We start from the raw sequence: 3,132 nt of genomic DNA, 5'->3' as shown, positions 1-3,132 counted from the left end.
TCCCTCCACCCCGCATGTACCGCGCTTTGCCGGGCTGAGTCGTACACTTCGACTACGGCAGCTTAAAGCCCTGGCCAAACAGGTCCTGCCGAAAACCATGCTGGAGGCCGCCAGGAAGAAGCGGGCTCCGCGCGAGCACGTGCTGCCGACGCTTCCGCCGGAAGATCGTGCACGATTGGTTAGCTACTACCGCGAGGATATTTTGCGGCTGCAGGACCTCATCGATCGGGATCTCTCCGCATGGCTGCGATAGCTAGGACGTTACGCGATATATACGTTCCACTTCCCGCGCATCGGGCACACGATGGAGATTCCATTCCGAGGGAAGACTCTGCTGCAATGACAACAGGCTCTGTCCCTGTGGCATCGCTTCCATCACGGTTTCTGCTCCGCGCACGGAGCCGATATAGAAGAAATGGCGTCGCGCCACGCGACCGATATCGTTCAGATACACCACCGTCGCTTCGGGCGTCGTGTCGGACAGCGTGTGCGAAGTGAAGACCGTATCCGCAGAACCGGGAGGCATCTCCCGCAGAACCCAGGGAGGCATCAGGATGACATCCGCTCCGGCGATGGTCGCTGCCGTTATGGGCTGCTCCCCATACAGGACAAAACGAAGCTGCGGCAGCGACTTCATCAGGTAGTAGGAGGTCAGCGCGATGCTCTCCGGAACGTCGAAATCCAGATACGTAACGCCGGGCCAGTCGCGCAGCAGATAGTGGGCCATCGCGCCATAGCCTCCACCAATCTCGGCAATCACTGCGCTCGATCCGTCGTGCATGTCTCGGAGACGCTGGGCGCAGTAGTGCTGGTACTCCGTAGCTGACCGGATAAGCGTCTGGCCCACCACGACACCGAAGGGATTGCCCACCATCGGCCCGGAGAGATCCTCCGTGGGGAATCGACGGTCTGTCGCTCTCTGCCAGTAATCGAGACGATGCAGCGCATCTCCAAGAAGAAAGCGACGATGGGTATCTTTCATGCGGCCATCGCGATAGGCGCGCGAGATACTCAGCGGACGTCCCACCAACCCCACGGAACACGCATCTCGGTAGAAGTTCCGATACGAGCTGCGTAACGCCGGAAGGTTGCGCTCTCTCAGAGCGCTCATCACAGGGCCGAGAGCAGAGCGCCGAACCTCCTGCCACCATGGCGTCGCCTGGTAAGCCTCGGGAACGGTCTTCTCTATCTCCGCGGCTTGAAGATAGGCATCGCAGATTCGTGTAAGGAGATCATCGTCGTCCTGCTCTTCGTCCATCGCATGGAGAGCGAATCCGGCCGAGACATCATCAAGCCTGTACCGAGGATCTCCTCGAAAGCGGCGTTCGCTTTCCTGCGCAAATCGTTGCAGGTCGCGGTGGGCCGCCAGCAGGTCCCGGACGGTTCGAATGGTCTTCCACGGATGAAGAAGATGCCTTGTTTTCAGCATGACCTTTCCTGGAACCAACGTAGCCGGGAAGCTTTTATGATCCTCGACGATTACGCAAAGAACGTCAGCAGAAAATCAGCAAATTATCTTTTCCCTGTCACGGAAGATGCAGGATCGCGTTTCGTATTCACGCTGGCAGCCGTAGAGGCGACTTAGAGCTTTCCCTGTTGCTGGATATCCCGGAAGGGGTGTGCAGCGGCGTTTTCATTGCGGAAACGCGCATAGATATGGAAGCCCTGCACTACACCTCCAGGGAAAATGCTCTGGCTCAGACCAGTTGGTTGGATCCTCCGTTTTTGTTCAGAGCGGTGGTTGCGAGCATACCTCCCAGACCCATCGTCTCCACTGCGGAAGAGGGCACGATTACCATCGATCCACGTTCTTTGATCGCTTCATACAGCATGTTCATCGCACGCAGATGCAGGGCGACCGGATTTGCCTCGTATGCTGCAGCAGCCTGGACGAATTTGTCGGAGATCTCCGTCTCTGCGAGGCCCAGAATGATGCGTGCCTGGCGTTCCCGTTCTGCCTGTGCCTGCCGCGACATCGCGTCCTGCAGACTTGCGGGAATCTGCACATCTCGCACTTCGACCGACTGCACGGTAATTCCCCACGGAGTCGTCTTCTCATCCAGAATCTTCTGCAGCTCGCGGCCAAGCGTCTCGCGATCGGCCACCAGTTGCGCCAGCTCATGGCGCCCGATCGACTCACGTAACGCTGTCTGCGCGCTCAACGAGATCGCATCAAAGTAGTTCTCGACCTCAAGAATGGCCTTCTCCGCATTCCAGACCATCCAGAAGACAATCGCGTCCACATTCACCGGGACCGTATCGCGGGTCAGGGTGGATTCGGCCGTAACACTGGCAAGGCGAATCCTCTGATCCACATACGGGGTCAACGTATCGACGATAGGAATGATCAAGAAAATGCCGGCTCCCTGGAGACGCCGGTAGCGGCCAAAACGAAGCAACGCCACCTTCTCCCATTGCTTCACGACCTTGATGGAGTTGAGCAGATAAAGACCCACCAGGGTTCCCAGCACCGCCGGGACAGGTGTTTGAGTTACTTTGCTTCCGATCACTCCAAGGACACAACATACTCCAAAAGCCATCAAAGCGACTTGGTTTGTTCCTCTATAGGTGCCCGTTCTGGCTGTCATGATCTCTCCTTCCGAACCCGTTCTTTTGCTGCTCGTAATGCTGTAATCAGCTCCTCGAGTGAAAACCCACTTGCGCCCGCACGCGCGATCGTTTCATCCACGATCTGATTCAACTGCCGCTCACGCTCGGCGTCGGCGTTGCGTAGCCGGCCTTCGCCAATGAACGTACCTGAACCCTGCTGCGTCTCAATAAGCCCGCTCAGCTCAAGCTCACGATACGCACGCACGACTGTGTTTGGATTGATTGCCAGATCGACCGCGAGCTGACGCACGGTGGGCAATTGATCGCCTGCGATCAGAGCACCCGTAGCCAGCGCACCGCATACCTGATCGATGACCTGCCGGTAAACAGGGACGCCGCTCACCGCATCAAGTCGAAAACGGAACGGCGGGCGCGGTTTTTCTAACCGGGACTTCATGGCAACAAATGTACTACTTAACTAGTACATGTCAACAATAATTTGGCACTGGAGCCAGCCCGTCGGAATTGCCTCCTCAGCGCGGAGCGGCACATGAGAAGTTCTTCGCGTCATCGATACTGCCG

General features: G+C 57.6%; 4 protein-coding genes. 1 reads left to right on the top strand and 3 read right to left on the bottom strand.

Going from position 1 to position 3,132, the window contains the following annotated elements; all coding sequences use genetic code 11:
• The coding region (locus AB4043_RS20125; RefSeq protein ID WP_442307893.1) for a hypothetical protein at window positions 1-253 on the top strand (253 nt) is incomplete at its 5' end.
• Here AB4043_RS20125 and AB4043_RS20120 read toward each other — a convergent pair.
• From AB4043_RS20120 to AB4043_RS20110, 3 genes are all read right to left on the bottom strand, one after another.
• A complete protein-coding gene (locus tag AB4043_RS20120; protein ID WP_442302469.1) occupies window positions 254-1,429 on the bottom strand; it encodes a putative sugar O-methyltransferase in 1,176 nt (391 codons plus the stop codon).
• A gap of 268 nt (window positions 1,430-1,697) precedes the next feature.
• Window positions 1,698-2,588, bottom strand: coding sequence for a slipin family protein (locus AB4043_RS20115; protein ID WP_442302470.1), 891 nt, complete (start codon window positions 2,586-2,588; stop codon window positions 1,698-1,700).
• Window positions 2,585-3,007, bottom strand: coding sequence for a GntR family transcriptional regulator (locus AB4043_RS20110; protein WP_442302471.1), 423 nt, complete (start codon window positions 3,005-3,007; stop codon window positions 2,585-2,587). Before AB4043_RS20110 ends, AB4043_RS20115 begins: the two co-directional genes overlap by 4 nt.
• Window positions 3,008-3,132: the final 125 nt, after the last annotated feature.

The organism is Terriglobus sp. YAF25, assembly GCF_052113305.1.
Taxonomy (GTDB): Bacteria; Acidobacteriota; Terriglobia; order Terriglobales; family Acidobacteriaceae; genus Terriglobus.
The sequence above is the reverse complement of the archived record's forward strand: the minus strand, read 5'-3'. Positions and strand labels throughout refer to the sequence as shown.

Excerpts from the sequence above, each read along its gene's own strand:
- AB4043_RS20115 (WP_442302470.1), bottom strand. The coding sequence starts at position 2,588 with ATGACAGCCAGAACGGGCACCTATAGAGGAACAAACCAAGTCGCTTTG.
- AB4043_RS20120 (WP_442302469.1), bottom strand. The coding sequence starts at position 1,429 with ATGCTGAAAACAAGGCATCTTCTTCATCCGTGGAAGACCATTCGAACC.
- AB4043_RS20110 (WP_442302471.1), bottom strand. The coding sequence starts at position 3,007 with ATGAAGTCCCGGTTAGAAAAACCGCGCCCGCCGTTCCGTTTTCGACTT.